The organism is Lentisphaera marina (genome assembly GCF_028745505.1).
Classification (GTDB): Bacteria; Verrucomicrobiota; Lentisphaeria; order Lentisphaerales; family Lentisphaeraceae; genus Lentisphaera; species Lentisphaera marina.
Window position 1 is genome coordinate 470,754 of the sequence record NZ_JAQZZL010000002.1, and the last position, 17,521, is coordinate 488,274.

A 17,521-nucleotide genomic window follows, 5' to 3' on the forward strand; every position below is an offset into this window, starting at 1 on the left:
CACCAAAAGGGAGTTCTTGTTCTAAATCAAACTAAAGGAAATTACTCAGTAGCTTCGTAGTACTCGTTGATGTGATCTTGAATATTAGTGATATTGCCATCATCATTGGCAACGACACCAGCTAGCTTAGCTTTTTCACCACTAACATTAAAGATTGCGATAAATCTTCTGTAGTTATCTTCTGGTTTTTCAGCACCTTCAGGGAAGTCGTAAGGAGCTGATACCATAGTTTTGCCAATAGCAGAGAGGTTTTCGCCAATGCCAAAAGCTACATAAGTATCAGCATCGTTCCAATTATTACCCAAGATAGCTGAGATGCTGACGGCACCAGTGTCTACTTGGGCAAGAACAGATGCACCAACAATCGGTTCTGCAGTTTGTGCACCGCCAAATGTGGAATAGCCCTGAGCAGCCACAAAATCATATACAGTTGTAATGCCTACGTCAGCAAGCTTATCAACAAGTTCGGCATCAATAGTAGATGCTGCGACAGGGTTGAACGGAGTGTCGCCACCAGGAACTATAGCATCAGCTTCGTCAATTAAGCTGTCCCAGCGGTCTGGAAAAGCAAAGTTCTCGGCTTCATATCTGTTTATATTAGATTCAAGTTGTGCCATGTTAGCAGCGCCTGTTGTGCCATGTGAGCGTTGAGCATAACCAAGAGCTTTGGGAACTACTAGTCCAGCTAAGGCGACAAGTACGACGAGTACGACAGCAATCTCTACGAGAGTAAAGTTGTTTTTTAATTTCTTTTTCATGTTATTACCTTTTTTGTATATAGAGTTAGTTACTATTGATATTGATAACTCATTATCAATAAGCTTAACATTACGTACGTTCCATCATAAGGCAAATCATTTTTTGAATATTATTGATAATTCATTATCAATAAGGGTCGGTGTGAATCATTTACTTGTAATCAAATTCTTGTACATAGCGTGATATAGTCACATCAGATCCTTTATGGAAAAAATCTGAGAGGGTGATAAAGTGCGGAAAATGCTCTAGCTTTATCTTCAAAGCTTTTAGAGAAAAATGATTAAAAGCATTGAGGTTAAAATCATGGATAAGCAAAAAGGTCGTGGTAAGGATAAGACATCTGAGCGACAAAAATTAAAATTTTTAGACGAGCTACGTCGAACTCGCGACAAAACTTTAGCATCGAAAGTTGTTGGTGTTGATTTAGTGAAAATCCGTAGCTGGCGTCAGACGGACCCCGTGTTTAACACAAAGTATAAAGCTTTGGTAGTGGGAGATGATGATGCACGTAAAAAAGAAAACAAAAAAGAATTGGTACTCAAGTATTTAAAGATGGGTTGTTCACAGCGCATGGCTTGTGATAAAGCCTACGTATCTACTTTAAGTTTTCGAACGTGGAAAAAAGTCGATGAAGAATTCAAAAATGAAGTGAATCGTGTGCGCCAATCTTTTGGTTCAATGAAGCGCGGTGGATATAAACCGAAAGATGATGAGTAGAATCTAGAGCATAATTTTTCTAAAAACTTGAGTTTCAGTAATAAAAGTGAAAGAGAAAACTCGCAAAATTTTCGTATTGCGTTACTTTACTGGCCTTTAAAGGCTTAGGCCTCGAACTAAAATTAGAATTTACAGGAGATACTTAGTGTCTGAAGAGACGATTAAAGCAGACGGCGTAGTGAAAGAATTACTTTCCAATGGCCTATATAGAGTAGAGCTAGAAGGTGGTCACCAAGTTACTGCCCACGTAAAAGGTAAGATGAGAATGTTTAATATCCGTATTCTTGCTGGCGATACAGTATCTATTGAGATGTCGCCTTACGATTTGACTAAGGCTCGTATCGTTTTCCGTAAAAAATAATCTCCTGTTGTAGATTTTTTAAAGACCAGATATTCTCTGGTCTTTTTTGCGTTGGGGGTGTTTGCTTTAGGAAAGAGGAAAGAGGAAAGAGGAAAGAGCAAAGAGGAAACAGTTGTCAAGTCCTGAAAAATAGTTGTCACAATTTGTTGTTTTGTTATGCACATTGTCTGTCGTGAACAGTACTTGGGAATGAGTAACCCAAAGCGATGTGTGGACGGCAATTATTATACAAATAGATAGCTTGTTTAATAGCTGTTTTTGCGCTCTTTAGATCATTGAATGTATTTCTCAAATGGTACTCATATTTTAGGATCCCATTAACCCTTTCAGCTTTTGAGTTTTCATAACAATGATTTTCTTCTGTCATACTAATCAGAAGGTTTTTCTTTTTTAGAATATCGACATAGTCATAACAACAATACTGCGACCCCCTGTCAGAGTGATGGATCGGGTGAGAACCTTTAGGTAGATCTTTTAAAGCCATTTTCAACGCCTTGATACATCCAACAGCTTCTAAGTTCTCTCCCACATTATAAGCAATGATTTTTCTAGAGTATGCATCAGTAATCAATGCTAAATAAACAAAGCTTTTTACTACTCTAATATAGGTGATATCGCATACCCAAACCTGGTTAGGAGATGTTAAATTCATATCTTTGATGAGGTTTCTATAAACTTTAAAACAATGCCTAGAATCGGTTGTGCGACAGTACTTCTTCTTTCTTTTGATTAATAGTCGCTCTTCACGAGCTATATCGAACAAGCGATCTCGTCCTACTTTTATAGAATTCTCTTTGAAGTCATCCGCTAATATATGATGTAGCTTTCGAACTCCGAGCTCTGACTGGATGCAGCGTTGTTCTTTGATCAGTTCGACTATAAGCTTTTGATCCACTTCTTTTTTAGTGCTAATTGATCTATGTTTATAGAAGTTTTGCCGACTCATTTTTAAATACTCACAGAGTTGCTTAACAGTGAAAGATTTGTTCATTTCTCTGACTCTCCAGACAGCTTCGCATCGACTTTTTTTTTGAATGCGACTTTATCTGACACACCGAACTTATCACACGCTATATCAAAGTAAGCTTTATTCATAACATCACTTATAGCTAGTTCAGTTACTGTTTTCTCTAACTCAGCAATATGCTTTTTAAGAGCTTTAATTTCATCAATATCATTTTCTGATTCCACTTTAATCACCTTTGGTAATAAGTCTGTTCTACCATACTTTTTGACCCAGCCTCTTACTGTACAAGAGCCTGATATCCCATAAGCTTGGCTAGCTTCTCCACAGCTTATAAATTTACCTTTGGAGATTTCGTTTACCACTTTTTGTTTAAATGATTCACTATATCTTATTGTATCTTTCATGGGTTGTTCCTGATTTAGATGACAACCTATATCAGGACAAGACACAAGACACTGACCACTGACCACTGACCACTGACCACTGACGACTGACCTCTGACCACTGAGAGCAAAATCTAATTGAGTAAGCTAGCTAAGTCACTCATCTGCAATTTACTACTAGATTTGAACTCATCTTGTTCAATAATTTCGTCAAAGAGCTTCTGCTTTTCAGCCTGTAGTGCGGCTACCTTTTCTTCAACAGAGTCAGTACTAATCATGCGATAGATGATCACTGGGTTGTCTTGGCCAATACGATGGCTTCGGTCAATAGCTTGGTTCTCTGCGGCAGGGTTCCACCAAGGGTCAAAAATGAAGACATAAGAGGCTCGTGTGAGGTTAAGGCCCGTGCCAGCAGCTTTGAGTGAGAGTAAGAACACAGATGGTTCGGGACTCTCGGTAAAATCATCAACAATTTTTGAGCGTTTTTGGCTAGCGGTTTCACCAGTGATCATGTGTGTTTTGATCTTTTCTTGGTGCAATTCTTTTTCGATCTCTTTGAGGATGCCAGTAAATTGTGAGAAGAATAGGCAACTATGCCCTTCGGCCATGAGATCCTTGGCTTTTTCAATAAAGGCCGCGGCTTTAGGTGAGCGTTGCACTAGGGGAAGCTCGGGATCTGGTTTGTATTCTTCGGGGGAGCCAAATGCCGAATGACAGGATAATTGACGTAATCGAGTTAGAGAAGCGAGTACATTCATGGCATTGCCCGCTTTGAGTGACTGACGAGCCTGACGCATTTCTCTTTGATAAAGGTCGACTTGAACATCTGACATAGGAATGTCGAGAGGGATAAAAGTTTTAGGTGGTAATTCCGGAGCCGCCATTTTCTTGGTGCGGCGCAACATGAAGGGCTTGAGGCGTTTGATGACGAGAGAGGCTGAGTCGCCTTGGCAGAGGAGTCGGAAATCTTCTTTTGAGCCATTGAGGCCCGGGTTGAGGAATTCCATAATAGACCAGAGGTCATCGGCCGAATTTTCAATGGGGGTACCACTGAGGGCAAAACGTCGTTTAGATTTGAGTTGTCGAACGGCACGAGAAACTTGTGAATCAGAATTTTTAATCTGCTGGGCTTCATCGAGTACAATATGCTCAAATTTGAGTTTCTTTAGGGTGTTCAAATCATTGCGAACTAATGAGTAAGAAATGATAAAGAGACCTTTTTTCTGGTCGAAATTATCGTAGATCTCGGAGCGTTTATCTAAATTGCCTCGAATAATATGTGTGTCGAGATGAGGCGTAAATTTCTGAGCTTCTTTTTGCCAGTTATCGAGTAATGATGAAGGACAGACGATTAAATTAGCGGCTTGTGAGTGACTCATGCTAGCTAGAGTTTGTACAGTTTTACCCAAGCCCATGTCATCCGCTAATAAAGCGCCGCATTGACTTTGAGCTAGAGAGCTTAAGAACTGGTAGCCTTCGAGCTGGTAATTGCGCAGTTCGCAATTGACTTTTGCGGGAGGCGCTTCATGGCTTTGGTATCTTTGGATAATGCTTTGTAAAGCATCTTTTGAGTTGGGACTTACGGGTAAGTCATCAAGGGGTAAGCGAGCGATATTGAGTGGGTGAATGCGAGGGCTGCCGGCAGGAGATATACCGTATTCTTCCAAGAGTTGAGTATGTGAGTTGAGATGTTCTTTGTCTAAGTTGAACCAATCGCCATTAGAGCTACGGAAAAAACTTCCAGAGCTATGGCTCGCTTGTTCTAAGTCGCGTGAGCTAATACTTTGTCCTGAAATACTCCAGTGAACTTCTAGTCTTTGGCTACCATCGCTATTATCGATGATTGAAAATTGTTTGTGAATGCTTTGTGGTTCTTGAAGTTTTTGGAGCTGTTTATCAAGAGTTCCTGAGAGTGGCCAAAATTCAAGGAATTGCTCGAGCTTGTTTTGGTTGAGGGTAATAGCAAATTCGTCGGCATTTATGGCTTCGCCATTAAGCTTAGTTTTGAGTTCTGGGAATTGTTTGTTGGGCAATTTGCCTTTGACAATGAACTTAGAATTTTTTATTTGCAGATTACTGCCACTAATTTCTTGGGAAACAATGATGCGCTGCTGCTCAAGACGAGCTTTGAGAGGGGCTTCCTTTTGTCCTTCTTGACTGACAAAATCACCGGATAAAACTTCGGTGTGCCCTTGGAGTAATTCAGGTAGGAACTTACAGGCTTGATCCAAGGGGATGGTGGGGACTTTTGAACTTTTAAAGCAATGCAGAAGAACCTTCATGGGGACAGGGCATTGAAAGGGGATGTTGCCTGCACCGAGTGCAAGGGTTTCGCGATCTTTGAACTTACCGACGTAATGATGAAAAGCTCTGGCTTGTTCGCGATTAGGGCCAATAAGGCAGTGAAGGCGGACTTTTTTGTCGTTGATCTCGGGTTCAATAAAGGCACGAAATTCACAATGGCTTAAAACGGCATCACCAGTGAGGCGATCAATAAAACGCCCTGGGTGCTCTTTCCAAGTATCGAGCCATTCATCGAGTTTTTTACGCGTGATCTTGAGCAGTTTTTCTTGGCTGCGGTAGATGTGATAGGGTTTAACTTGATTAAAGAGCCAAGCTAAAAAGCGAGCATCTAGAGGCTCCATTTCTGTAGCAATGCCACGTTTATTATAACATTGAGCTGAGAAATTGTAGAGGTTTTGCATGACGCAGAGTTGGCGATCATTAGAGAAGTCTTGGTAGAAACGGATAGCGGCTTGAGAGTCACTATAATTTCTTTCTATTTCTACAGTAAGTTTCCATTTTTCAAACTTTTTAGCTACAGGGGCGGTGGGACGTGCCGAATTGTTTTTTGGTAAAGGAGCTTGGTAGCGATTTTGTGCTGCCTTAGGCAAGACGGGAGTTTTTTTACGGAAGTCAGGGACTGCAAATTTTTTACCGAGCAATTTATCGACTTGATTAACGAGGATGTATGAATGCAAACAGAAAGATTTTCCAGGCTGACAGGTGCAGGATTGTTGCCATTTTTTATCGATCCACGACCAGCGACAAACATAACGTCCAGCAATCGTGAGTGAGATCATTTTAGCTTCGGCTTTGAAGAGGGTGATTTTTAGCGCTGCGGGGCCCAATCTTCTGATCATGGAGGGAAATGAGCGGGGGAAAGAAGATGAAAAACCTTGAATGCCGGGCCAGTCATCGGCCCATGGGAGATCGTTGTTTGCAGGGGAGTCAGAAGCCATGAGAAATTGTGTTGATTTAAAATTAGAATCCTATAGGACACTGAAAAGTGGGGGATTTCCAAGCTTTATAGATGAAAAATGGAAAAAAAAGCTTGTTAGAGAGGATTTGGAACTCTTCTTTATGGATGCTAAAATCTTCTAGGAGAGCAAGATAGATAAAGGAAAAATAAATTGCAGGCTAAAAATCAGTTAAAATCATTGCTTTGTACTTAAAATACTTGAGATTTTTAGGGGAGTGCCTACATTGAACTTAATATAATTTTAACTAGATCAACAGAGAATAACTTATGACCCGTGGTCCATATACAACACTTTTAAAAATACAAGAACTTGAATTGGTTCTCAAAGAGAGTCAAGCCTTGCATGGAGAAGAAAAAGAAGCTCAGGAATTGTCTGAGAAAATTGACGCTCTAAAAAGTGATGTGCCCGAGCGTACTTTAAAACACTTTGATCGTTTTAGAAGAAATGGTGTGGGTATCACTAAAGAAGTCGATGGTCGTTGTAGAGCCTGCAATATGGTAATTCCTCAAGGGACCCTCAATCGCATGAATTCGGGTAAAGAAGAACCCGTATGCCCAAGCTGCCAGGTTTATTTGTATTTAAGCGCATATAATTGGGAAAACTAAAATGGATTTAACACGACTCCTCCCCGCAGGTCATTGCGTTATCAATATTAGTACGACTTGCTATAAAGAAGCGATTCGCGAAACGATGCAACCACTCGTTGATAGTGGCATTGTAACGGATGCTGAAACATTCAATAATCGCGTTCTCAAGCGCGAAGCTCAAATTACCACTGCCATTGGTGGTGGTGTAGCAGTGCCTCACGCACGCTCTCGCGACGTGACCCGTTTAGGTCTAGCCGTTGGCGTTTTAGATGAGCCAATAAAATTTAATGAAGAAGGAGATGAAGTTTCGATCATTTTCTTAATTTCGATTCCTTCTTTTGCGCCAGTCGCGCACATGCCTTTGCTCCAGCACTTGGCGAGTTTTGTACGTTACCCCAAGAAAGTTGAAAAGCTCTTGGGAAGTAAAACTCCTGCGGCAGCAGCTAAGTATCTTTGTTCATATAAAGCGCGCGCAAAGAAGTAGCTTTTAATATTTATTTATTCCGGCCTAAAGTATTTTAGGGCGGATTTTTTTATTCTATATACAGGGTTTGTTTATGGGTATTTTTGATTTTTTACGTAAGAAAGAAAGTGTGATTACACCGGGTCATTCACATCACTCCGTGGCTGAAAAAATGTCGGATGTGGAATTTATTCTAGAGAGTTTAGAAAAAGAAGAAGATGAAATTGCCGTTCGCAATGCCATAAATTCATACAAAGATAAAGAATGCTTAAAAACTATAGCGGAAAAATCGACAGATACGGCTAAAGCGATTGCAAAGCAAAGACTCAAAGACTTGATTCTTGAAGATCTTATCAAAGGGCGTGAGAGTGATTGTGAGGAGAATTTCTTGCAATCTTTGACAGATAAAGAAAGACTCAAACTCATTCGTGCGTGTCACGGAGAAGTATGGGCTGAAAAATCACTCGCACTAATTTCTGATCAAGATCATATAAAACATGCGGCCTGTGTGGATAGCGCTAAGCTAGGCCGTTTAGCGGTAGAACGATTGGAAGCTAAACTCGAGCTCGAATACGTGGCTCAACATGCTTTGATTGGCAATGTTCGAAATTACGCCAAGCGTCATTTGCGCGAAAAGTTTCCCGAGAAAAAAGAAATTGAGAAAGACAACTTTGATCATAACTCACATAAAGCAAAAAATATCATCAAGTCTTTACACGCTATGGAGATGTTGGGGAAATGGGCTGATTTAGAGGATGAGTTTTCTAAAGCCTGTAAGAGTTGGGAAGCCTTAACTATTACAGATGAAGATTTATGTGAGCAATACCGTAAGTACCATCAAGTTTGCTCCGAAGGCTTGGAGGCCTGGCGTCAAGAGAATGCAGTAAAGTTAGAGCAAGAAAAAACTCAGCAAGCTGCAGTAGCTCAGCGCGAGGCCCTGTACAATAAATTGTCAGAAGACGAAGTTGCTGATTTTGAGGCTTTAGATGCGCTACAAGAAGAGTGGAAGGCATTAGCTGATTTAGATGATGCTGAGCTCGCAAAAGAATGGCAGCACAAATGGAATGATGCTTGTAAACAGGTCAAAAAAGCTTTGCAAAAACTAGCTCAAGCCGAAGAAGACAAAGAAAAAGCTGGCGAAAAAATTGAAGATGTGATGGGCAAATTGAAAGATTGGTATGAAAATAAAAAGATCTTACCTTCAAAATTGCATCACATGAAGGAAGAGTGGAAAAAGATTGCGGCCTACGCAAGCCATGAAGCCACTGAGAGCTACAACAAAGTTTTAAATGATTATCAAAGTTTTTGTGATCAAGCAGCCGAAGCTGAAACTCAGCAACGTGCTCGTATTGATGAGCTGATTAAACGCATTGAAGAATGCGAAGAGGCTTCCAAGTCGAACACAGATAGGGTTAAGTCAGCGCGTAAAGAAGTTTTGGATTTAAGTAAGAACTTAAGTGATAAAAGAAAAATTTCTGATGCTTTGAGAAAAGCCGAGGATAAGTACTACAAACTCGTCGAAGAGTCACATGAAGGCGATGCTTTCCTAGAAATGGATAATGAGAGCAAGGTCGAGGATTTATTCGATCAAGCACGTGAATGGTTGAGTCTTCCTGCAGATGGTAAGCTCTTCAATAAATTAAAAGATTTCCGTCAACAATGGCAGGCCCTACGTCCGCTCCCAAAGAGTCGCTTTGAAAAGATTAAAACTGAGTTCGAAACTTTAGCGGATGCAACTTTCGCAAAATGGAAAGAATTCAATGAAGAAGAAGATAAGCGGCGTGATGCCAACTTAGAAGTGAAAAAATCTTTGATTGCAGAGCTCAATGAAACGCTTAAAGAATGGTCGAATATGAGTGAGACCATGAAAAAAGTTAAAGAGCTGCAGAGGCGTTGGAAAGAGTCTGGTCCAGTGCGTCGTGAAGTCGCTGATCAGGTATGGGAAGAATTCAATGGCAAAAGCCAAGCTTTTTACGATGAAGCACACAAAGTTATGGAAAAAGCTGAAGAAGCTAAAAAACAACTCCTTGATCAAGTAAGTCAGCTCGCTGAAAACTTGGATAAGGCGACTAATGCTCGTCAAACAGTGTTAGATTTGCGTTCTAAATGGAAAGAAATTGGCTTCGCAGGTTATAAAGCAGAGAAAGCCTTATGGGATAAGTTTAATACTTCTTGCAATGCCGTTTTTGAAGTGGTCAACGCTCAGAAAAACCGTTTGCATGAAGGCTTGGATAAAGCTGATGCAGAACGTAAGGCTTTTGTCGATCAAGCCTTTGAATTGGCAGCTCAGCTCCAAGAAAAAGAAGGTGTTCGTTCAGCGGAATCATTTGTCCACTTTACGCGTACTTCCTTATCGGATTTAAATCGTGGTCACCGCAAAGAAGACGATAAGCTCTACGCCATGATTGACGAAAAATTGGCTGAGTACAAAGGTGAAAAATACGATGAGGCAGACGATAAATATATTGGCTTGCTCAAAGATTTAATTGCCGGTACAAGTGAATACTCCGTCGATCTCAAAGAATTTAGCCCTGCCGATAAGCGAGTGAATCGCATTAATCGCGCTTGTCAAGAAATGGAAAAACTTTCTCGTCAGCCCGTTCAGTATGAAGACGAAGCTGAATTTGATTTAAAGAATGCGATCAAAGGCTTAGCTTTTGCGATGACCGCAAGTACTAATGATGAAGAAAAGTTACCACCCGTGAACTCCAAAAGAGCCAAGCAGCTTTTATGGACGTATAGTCTGCGAGTTTTTGTTGAGCTCCAAGCTGAACAGGAAGAAAATCAAGTTAAGTACGCTGAACGCTTTGTGAAAGCGGTAGAAGTTTTTGCGGAAGCCGCAAAAGCTAAAGCATAAGTCCTACTTAGACTGGATAAAAATGGTCTATTTCTTACCGGGAATGGGCGCCAATAGAAAAATGTATGGAGCTTGGAATCAATCGAGCTCTTATCGTTTTTGGATTGGCCCGAATTTAATGGTGAGAGCAGTTTAAGGGCAGTAGCTGAAAAAATTATTGAGTACTATGATATAGGTCCAGATGATATCGTTGGGGGATCATCCCTAGGTGGCATTGTAGCTATAGAAATTGATAAGATCCTTAATAACCCAAAAGTGGTTTTACTGGGAAGTGCGATTGATGTGACGGAAGTCAATAGCTTCTTGTTAAAACTGAGTGTGCTGAGCGATTACGCTCCGATCAAAATCATTCAATTACTGACGGGTAAGTATGATGTGACTCTATTAAAAATGTTTTCTGAGAGTGATCCCCAGTTTATCAAAATGATGTGCCAATTGATTCCAACTTGGAAGGGCTATTTAGGGAATTCTAAAAAACTACTTAGAATTCATGGCGCAAAAGATTTGGTGATTTCTTGCCCAAATGAAGCACATAAGATTTTAGATGGAGGACATCTAATCGCCATGACTCATGCCTCTAATTGTGAAGCTTTATTGTCTTCTTATCTATAGTTGAATAAGTTTTATTCTGCCGGGGGAGTTTCGACTTTAGGGTCGAATAAAGAGGGTGAAGTGGGGTGTACGATATGGCGAGCATCGGCAGCCTGTAATAAGGCTTTAAGTTCTTCGGCTTTTTCTTCTGCGATATTCTTTTCTTCCTTGGGATCTGTACTTAGATCAAATAGTTGAATCGATGCGGGTGTGAGCAAGGATTGCTTTTGGATGAGCTTTAGAGAATCTTTGCGTATGGCACGATAAGCTTGATCTTCCCAGTAGAGTTCATTCTTGGGGAGGAATAAAGGTTTATTCTCCTTTTTGGCGACGGAGAGGATGCTCGTATAAATACTCGTTTGAGTACAGAGATCTTCGTTACTACTTCCGGGGGTTAATATTTTCGGCCAATGAGCTAGGAAGGGGACGATCAAGCCACCTTCATAATAGGTTCCACGCATACCTTTGCGGTCTTGCAGGGAATTAAAGAATGATAAATCTCGTCCGCCAGCATCGGAGGCAGCGTTGAGAGAAGTGAAAATAAAGAGCGTTTCTTCAAAAAGCTTTTCCTTTTTCAGTAAGTCAATTATCTCTCCTAGGTGACGATCAATTTCTTGCAGAAGTGCTAGCTGATTAGCGCGTGGAGCGTAGAGGGGTAAGAAACCTTTTTGACCAGAGTAGGGGATGTCGGGGATTTTTCCAAGAAAACTTTCATAGTCTTCTTTCTGGGCATTAAGTCCTGGCTGTAGGCCACTGTGTGCGTAGTGCATGAAAAATTTATTTTTGTCGAGGACTTTTTGTTTGATAAAATCAATGGTGGCTTCTTGTAGGATTTTTGGTGCGTAGCTTGTACCACGAAATTTTTTGTACGATTGAGGATTATCAATTTCTGTACCGGGAGCAAAAGTGTGGTGCTGAGGGATGTCGGGATTATCGATTTCAATAAGCTCGTTGGCCATCAATAATGATTTTGGGAAACGTTGATCCTGAGTGCTGTCGGGGTTGATCTGACCACTGAAAAATTCAAAGCCCATTTTAGTAGGAGAATAATTCGCGTCGTCGCCGTAGGGCCAAGTACCAATAAAGCTAGTTTGGTAGCCTAGTTTGCGGAGTTCGCTTGTTAAGAGGGGAGTGTTTTCCGCCAAAGCAGTGGAGCTTTCGCCTTTATATCTTAGAGGCAGTTGACCGCTATCTTGGCCAGTGTAAATCGAGAGTGCGGCCGTTGATCTTTGTGACGAACTCGAGTAGAAAGAATTATAGCGGGCCGATTGCTCTTTGAGTTGCTTAAGGTTGGGGAGCAGAAGGCGGTTTTGATCAAGGTCACCGGGGCCAAAATTTTCTACGCTAAATAAAATAATAGCTCGGGGCTCTTGTCCCCGAGCTGATTGGAAAAAACCAAAACAAAAGATTGCGATGAACGCAAAGGTGATTTTTTGCATTGGTTTCTATCCTTTTACTTTAGGCGTTCGAGTGCACGCCAGGCAATATCATTGCGGTAGAAAGCATCTTTCCAGTTGATTTTCTTTGTAGCTTCATAAGCTTTTTCACGAGCCGTGACAATGTCGGCAGCACGAGCAGTTATGCCAAGTACACGACCACCAGTGTTAACGAGCTTGCCATCTTGCATAGAAGTACCAGCGTGGAAAACAATGGCGCCATTTTCTTCGGCAGCTTCAATACCAGTGATTTCGTGCCCTTTTTCATAGGAGGCAGGGTAGCCACCAGAAGCCATAACCACGCAAAGAGCTTGGTCATCAGAGAACTTCATATCAACTTCGGCGAGTTTGCCTTGAGCTGTTTTGAGTAGGGCATCAGCGAGGCTGCTTTCCATGCGGATGAGAACAGATTGTGTCTCGGGGTCACCAAAGCGAACATTGAATTCGAGAACCTTGGGGCCCTCTTCGTCAATCATGAGACCAATAAAAACGATGCCGCGGAAGTCGAGTCCTTCTGCTTGTACACCTTTGAGGAATTTAGTAAGGATCTCGTCCTTGATGTATTGTTCCATGTCAGCATCAACAACTGGAGCGGGAGAGTAAGTGCCCATGCCACCAGTGTTTGGTCCTTTGTCACCTTCGTAAGCGCGTTTGTGATCTTGAGCGGAAGCGACAAATTTAATTGTTTCGCCATCGAGGAAAGCAAAAATTGAAGCTTCTTCACCAATGAGGCATTCTTCGATAACGACACGAGCACCAGCAGAACCAAAAGCGCCATCAAAGCAATCTTTTACAGCGGCTACCGCTTGATCCATGGTGTCGGCAACAGTAACGCCTTTACCAGCAGCAAGGCCATCAGCTTTAATGACAATAGGAGCACCTTGTTTTTCGAGGTAAGTCAAAGCATCGGCTTCATTGTCGAAAGTACCGCTCGCAGCTGTAGGGATCTCGTACTTATCCATAAAGATGTTGGCATAAGTTTTTGAGCCTTCGAGTTGAGCTGCATCTTTATCTGGGCCAAAAACGTCGAGGCCTTTATCGCGGAAAATATTGACGATGCCTTCGCAGAGGGGGACTTCTGGACCCACCATTGTGAGAGCAATATCATTTTCTTTTGCGAAGTCCGCAAGTTCGTGGTGATCTGAGATATTAATGCATTCAATACCTTTCATGCCGGGGTTGCCAGGAGCGCAATAAACTTTGCTGACTTCTGGATCTTGAGTCATTTTCCACGCAATAGCGTGCTCGCGACCACCGCCGCCAATTACTAAAACTTTCATGAATTATCCTTTTTTAACTTTTGGCCCAGCGGGAGTGTCTTCTATGACCCAGCCTTGAGCTTTTAATTGATCGCGTATCTCGTCGGAGCGGCCCCAGTTTTTGTCGGCACGTGCTTGTTGGCGTTCTTCGGCAAGAGCTAAAATCTCTGCGGGAACATCATTGCCAAGATCGAAATTCATGACATCGAGTATGCGGTTGAAATATTTGAGTGTGTTGATTAATGCGTCGTGATTAACCGTTTCGTTGGAGTCGAGTATGCGGTTGCCTTCGCGAATGAAGTCAAACATTTTGCCCAGAGCACCAGAGATATTGAGGTCATCATTGAGTGCGTCGAGGAAATCATCTTGAGCTTTTGCGCAGAGTTCAGATAGTTCTGAACTGAGTTCGCCATCAGTTTTATCCTGGATACGTTCAATGAAGTTCTGCAGGCGACTAATTGCGGCTCTCGCATTACTTAAGCTCTCGGATTTTTCGGCACCAGTTTCGACAAGGAAATTTAGGCTTGCACGGTAGTGCGTACTAATGAGCATGTAGCGGATTTCTTCGCCGCTCCAACCTTTTTCGATAAGCTGTGGAAGGGTGTAGAAATTGCCAAGAGATTTGGACATTTTGGCATTGTTGATACGAAGGTGAGCACAGTGCATCCAGTAATTGACAAATTTACAGCCGTTAGCTGCTTCACTTTGTGCAATTTCATCTTCGTGGTGTGGGAACATGTTATCGACACCACCAGTGTGCATGTCGAAATGATCTCCAAGAGTGGCTTTGGCCATAGCGGAACATTCAATATGCCAGCCAGGACGACCGAGGCCCCAAGGGCTTTCCCATTTTACGTCGCCATCAGCTTCATCCCAAGCTTTCCAAAGGGCAAAGTCTGAGACAGATTCTTTTTCGTATTCATCTGTTTTGACTCGTGTGCCAGACATTTGATTCTCGCGGTCAATTTTTGCTAGGCAGCCATAATGCTCAAATTTGTCGATGGAGTAATAAACACATTTGTCATCAGCTAAGTATGCGTAGCCTTTGTCGACAAGAGTTTGAATCATTTCGATCATGTGAGGAATATGATCAGTCGCAGCTGGGTAGTGTTCAGCGGGCTCAACGTTCAGCTTTTTTAAATCTTCAAAAAATGCTTTTTTATAAATGGCAGTAAAGTCATTGAGGCTCATGCCAGCTTTTTGTGAATCGCGAATCGTTTTGTCATCCACATCAGTGAGGTTCATGACTTGAGTCACTTTGTAGTCGTTGAGCTTGAGGACGCGACGTAGAAGGTCCTCGAAAACATAGGCACGGAAATTGCCAATGTGAGCATAATTATAGACTGTGGGGCCACATGTGTAGAGTCGAGCTTCACCCTCGTTGATGGGGGTAAAAGGCTCGGCTTCACGAGACATGGTGTTAAGGAAAGTAAGTTTTCTCATTATTTCGAAATGACTTATACGGTCATTAAATCCTTTTCTTTGGCAGCACTCATGTCGTTGATAGTGTCAATTTTTTTATTAGTGAGATCTTGGATGTCAGTAATAAGACCTTTTTGATGATCTTCTGAAAGCTCGTTGTCTTTAAGAGCTTTTTTGAGGTAGTCATTACCTTCACGACGAATATTACGAATCTCGATTTTGTGATTTTCGCCTTTGCTCTTGAGGTCTTTAACCATGTCTTTACGACGATCTTCGGTGAGTTCAGGAATAGGGAGGCGGATAAGTTGACCATCGTTCATGGGAGTGATGCCGATATTAGCCATCATAAGGGCTTTCTCGATGTCGGGAAGAATAGTCGCATCATAAGGCTGGATAGCAATTGTACGAGCGTCAGGAGTACTGATACCAGCAGTTTCTTTAAGGCGCATTTTTGTGCCGTAAGCATCGACCATAATGTCTTGCACGAGTGCAGGAGTGGCCTTGCCTGTGCTGTAAGCGTCGAGTTGAGATTGGAAGTGGGCAATGGCCTTGTCCATTTTTGAAGTGATTTCACTAACAACTGTGTCTACTGTAAATGCCATGATATGTACCTTGGATTTAATTAATAATAAAAGCACAGAAATAGACTGCAAAAGTGCTTATTTTCAATAAGAAAATTAAGATAGCGAGTCATAGTTTTTAGGCTGAAGATGAAATCTTCTGAAGAGAATAAAAAAGAAATCTCTAGCACTGAGCTCTTATTGTGCTTTTTTGAAGGTAAAAGAAGCTGGGAAATAGAGCTTTGTCTCTATTAGGCCTTAATGTAGGGCTTGCCAATTGAAATAAATTCATATGTTGCGGAGGACTTGTTTGAAAATAAGTAATTTTAATGACTTGCAGCTCGAAAATGTAGCTCATAAAAGTGATGTAAAACGTCAACGATTTTTGCATAAAGGTGATATGCCGGCATTAACGAATTTTTCTCGGGCATTCTTTGAAGCGGGTCAAGAAGTGGAGGAGCATGTGCATCATGACATGCATGAAGTCTTTTACGTTTTAAGTGGTGAGGCCGAAGTTACGGTTGATGGCGAAGATTATTTGGTGAAAAGTGATGATGTGTTTTGGGTAGAGGCGGGCGAATCTCATCAAATTAAAGCTTTGACCTGCCTACAAATTCTCTATTTTGGTATAGAAGAAGGGGAGTGAATTAAGTTCAGAAAAATGCGGAGTTATATTTTATGTTATAAAAAATGTTAAAATTTGACTGCTGTATTTTTAAAATTCCATAAATAGGGCATATTCTAGGACTTATCGCTCTTGTAAAGGGCATTATTCTTGTCAGAATAACTAGGTAGATTTACTAAGATTTAAATGAAAAACGAATAGGAAAATAAATATGAGTGTTTTAGACAGTTTAAAATCAAAAACAACAGTAGTTGCCGATACAGGTGATTTTGAAGCAATGAAAACTTATTTGCCGACTGATGCAACAACTAACCCTTCTCTAATTTATGCGGCATCACAAATGCCACAGTATGCTTCTTTAGTAGATGATGCAATTGCTTATGGTAAGTCCAAAGGAAGTGATAAAGAAGCTCAGCTCGATTTGGCAATGGACAAACTTTCAGTCAATTTTGGTCTCGAAATTTTAAAAATTGTTCCACGTTTTGTTTCGACTGAAGTTGATGCTCGTTTGTCCTACGACATGCAGGGAACAGTTGATAAAGCGCGCGAACTCATTGCTCTATATGAAGAAGCGGGTATTTCAAAAGATCGCATTTTAATTAAGATTGCAACTACTTGGGAAGGTGTAAAAGCCGCTGAGATCCTCCGTAAAGAGGGCGTTCGTTGTAACATGACTTTACTCTTCAGTTTTGCTCAAGCTGTTGCTTGTGCTGAAGCAGGTGTTTACCTTATTTCTCCTTTTGTTGGTCGTATTCGTGACTGGTACATGAAAGATACTGGTTTGGAGTATGGTCCTGAAGAAGATCCAGGTGTGATCTCAGTTCGTCGCATTTATAATTACTACAAGAAGTTTGGCTATGAAACAGTTGTGATGGGAGCTTCTTTCCGTACGGCTGATGAAGTAATGGCTCTAGCAGGATGTGACTTATTGACAATTGCGCCGAAGCTTCTCAAGGAACTCGAAGAACGCAATGAAGATCTGCCTACTCACCTTTCGGAAGAAACGGCGGCATCAAAATGTACAGATGAGAAAATTGAGCTCAATGAGCAAAGTTTCCGTTGGTTACACAATTCTGACCCAATGGCAGTAGAAAAATTGGCTCAGGGTATTCGCGGTTTTGCAGCAGACTTAGATAAATTAGAAGCTTACATTGCTGAAAAGCTTTAGTACTTAATCTAATTTACAAAAAGCCCACTCACTAATAATGAGTGGGCTTTTTTGTCTTTAATAAGGACTTGTGAAGTCATTATTTAGTCTAGTATCTAGCAAA

Annotated in this window: 16 protein-coding genes; 8 read left to right on the forward strand and 8 right to left on the reverse strand. The window is 41.4% G+C overall.

Translation table 11 applies throughout. The features are described 5' to 3' along the window. Positions 1–41: 41 nt before the first annotated feature. The gene (locus PQO01_RS13145; RefSeq protein WP_274314518.1) at positions 42–758 is read right to left on the reverse strand and encodes a hypothetical protein; all 717 of its coding nucleotides are present in this window, start codon (positions 756–758) and stop codon (positions 42–44) included. A 304-nt stretch (positions 759–1,062) separates the two neighbouring features. Between PQO01_RS13145 and PQO01_RS13150 the strand changes: the two genes are divergently transcribed. Both PQO01_RS13150 and infA read left to right on the forward strand, forming a co-directional pair. After that, positions 1,063–1,476 carry a hypothetical protein gene (locus tag PQO01_RS13150; protein WP_274314521.1) on the forward strand — a complete coding sequence of 138 codons (414 nt, stop codon included), beginning with the start codon at positions 1,063–1,065 and terminating at the stop codon, positions 1,474–1,476. Between the two features lie 145 nt (positions 1,477–1,621). Beyond that, positions 1,622–1,837: a translation initiation factor IF-1 gene (gene infA / locus PQO01_RS13155; RefSeq protein WP_007277379.1), complete on the forward strand. Its 216-nt coding sequence runs from the start codon at positions 1,622–1,624 to the stop codon at positions 1,835–1,837. A 154-nt stretch (positions 1,838–1,991) separates the two neighbouring features. On the opposite strand, the gene PQO01_RS13160 is transcribed toward infA, so the two are convergent. The 3 genes from PQO01_RS13160 to PQO01_RS13170 form a co-directional block, all read right to left on the reverse strand. Then, positions 1,992–2,828 carry an IS3 family transposase gene (locus PQO01_RS13160; RefSeq protein WP_274313840.1) on the reverse strand — a complete coding sequence of 279 codons (837 nt, stop codon included), beginning with the start codon at positions 2,826–2,828 and terminating at the stop codon, positions 1,992–1,994. Further along, the gene (locus PQO01_RS13165; protein ID WP_274313841.1) at positions 2,825–3,208 is read right to left on the reverse strand and encodes a transposase; all 384 of its coding nucleotides are present in this window, start codon (positions 3,206–3,208) and stop codon (positions 2,825–2,827) included. Before PQO01_RS13165 ends, PQO01_RS13160 begins: the two co-directional genes overlap by 4 nt. A gap of 113 nt (positions 3,209–3,321) precedes the next feature. Beyond that, positions 3,322–6,429, reverse strand: coding sequence for a DEAD/DEAH box helicase (locus tag PQO01_RS13170; RefSeq protein WP_274314522.1), 3,108 nt, complete (start codon positions 6,427–6,429; stop codon positions 3,322–3,324). Between the two features lie 287 nt (positions 6,430–6,716). Here PQO01_RS13170 and PQO01_RS13175 point away from each other — a divergent pair, with 287 nt between their 5' ends. The 4 genes from PQO01_RS13175 to PQO01_RS13190 all read left to right on the forward strand — a co-directional run bounded on the left by PQO01_RS13175 (position 6,717) and on the right by PQO01_RS13190 (position 10,969). Continuing rightward, entirely contained in the window at positions 6,717–7,055 is a 339-nt protein-coding gene (locus PQO01_RS13175) for a C4-type zinc ribbon domain-containing protein (protein WP_274314524.1), read from the forward strand. A 1-nt stretch (position 7,056) separates the two neighbouring features. Next, positions 7,057–7,521, forward strand: a complete 465-nt coding sequence (locus PQO01_RS13180; RefSeq protein ID WP_274314525.1) for a PTS sugar transporter subunit IIA — start codon at positions 7,057–7,059, stop codon at positions 7,519–7,521. A 73-nt stretch (positions 7,522–7,594) separates the two neighbouring features. Further along, entirely contained in the window at positions 7,595–10,357 is a 2,763-nt protein-coding gene (locus PQO01_RS13185) for a DUF349 domain-containing protein (protein ID WP_274314526.1), read from the forward strand. 72 nt (positions 10,358–10,429) lie between these two features. Beyond that, on the forward strand, positions 10,430–10,969 hold the full coding sequence (locus tag PQO01_RS13190) for a hypothetical protein (RefSeq protein WP_274314528.1): 540 nt from the start codon (positions 10,430–10,432) through the stop codon (positions 10,967–10,969). An 11-nt stretch (positions 10,970–10,980) separates the two neighbouring features. Here the strand turns inward: PQO01_RS13190 and PQO01_RS13195 are convergent, their stop codons facing one another. The 4 genes from PQO01_RS13195 to frr are packed head-to-tail and all read right to left on the reverse strand — an operon-like array spanning position 10,981 to position 15,667. Continuing rightward, positions 10,981–12,387: a sulfatase-like hydrolase/transferase gene (locus PQO01_RS13195; protein WP_274314530.1), complete on the reverse strand. Its 1,407-nt coding sequence runs from the start codon at positions 12,385–12,387 to the stop codon at positions 10,981–10,983. A gap of 14 nt (positions 12,388–12,401) precedes the next feature. Then, on the reverse strand, positions 12,402–13,664 hold the full coding sequence (gene purD, locus PQO01_RS13200) for a phosphoribosylamine--glycine ligase (protein ID WP_274314532.1): 1,263 nt from the start codon (positions 13,662–13,664) through the stop codon (positions 12,402–12,404). Between the two features lie 3 nt (positions 13,665–13,667). After that, the gene (cysS, locus tag PQO01_RS13205) at positions 13,668–15,086 is read right to left on the reverse strand and encodes a cysteine--tRNA ligase (RefSeq protein ID WP_274314533.1); all 1,419 of its coding nucleotides are present in this window, start codon (positions 15,084–15,086) and stop codon (positions 13,668–13,670) included. 14 nt (positions 15,087–15,100) lie between these two features. Further along, positions 15,101–15,667: a ribosome recycling factor gene (gene frr, locus PQO01_RS13210; protein ID WP_274314535.1), complete on the reverse strand. Its 567-nt coding sequence runs from the start codon at positions 15,665–15,667 to the stop codon at positions 15,101–15,103. Between the two features lie 268 nt (positions 15,668–15,935). On the opposite strand from frr, the gene PQO01_RS13215 reads away from it, so the two are divergent. Both PQO01_RS13215 and tal read left to right on the forward strand, forming a co-directional pair. Further along, entirely contained in the window at positions 15,936–16,271 is a 336-nt protein-coding gene (locus tag PQO01_RS13215) for a cupin domain-containing protein (RefSeq protein ID WP_274314536.1), read from the forward strand. A 190-nt stretch (positions 16,272–16,461) separates the two neighbouring features. Further along, a complete protein-coding gene (tal, locus tag PQO01_RS13220; RefSeq protein ID WP_274314537.1) occupies positions 16,462–17,418 on the forward strand; it encodes a transaldolase in 957 nt (318 codons plus the stop codon). Positions 17,419–17,521 lie beyond the last annotated feature (103 nt).